Origin of the sequence: Arthrobacter sp. SIMBA_036, from assembly GCF_046535135.1 — a bacterium.
Lineage (GTDB): Bacteria > Actinomycetota > Actinomycetes > Actinomycetales > Micrococcaceae > Arthrobacter.
Genome location: NZ_JAWRXG010000129.1, coordinates 1 through 278, shown reverse-complemented (window position 1 = coordinate 278; position 278 = coordinate 1). Strand labels below are relative to the sequence as shown.

The 278-nt window shown below is 38.1% G+C and carries 1 protein-coding gene; it reads right to left on the bottom strand.

Annotated elements, in window-relative coordinates; all coding sequences use genetic code 11:
* A partial coding sequence (locus tag SB659_RS19375) for a hypothetical protein (protein ID WP_410551574.1) occupies positions 1-183 on the bottom strand: 183 nt, incomplete at its 3' end.
* Positions 184-278 lie beyond the last annotated feature (95 nt).

Here is a 278-nt window from a genome sequence, read left to right as displayed (position 1 = left end):
GGAGTGAAACCGAATAAGAGATATTGGAACCTCAACAACTGAACGAAGGTTCTGAAGTAGAAGCTGTAAAAGGCAAGGTTGCTTACTTACACTAATCACAACGGCAGTTGGCACATCACTATCAGCAACAACTGTGGATAAAAGATCAAACACACTAAAAAAGCATGTTTCGTCGTTATACATGATATAAAAGCCTAAACAGGAAAAAAGGACCCCAATTATTTTCCTTATTCCCAAAAAAGGAATAAATCCGAGGCGGAAATGCAAGTGATAACAAC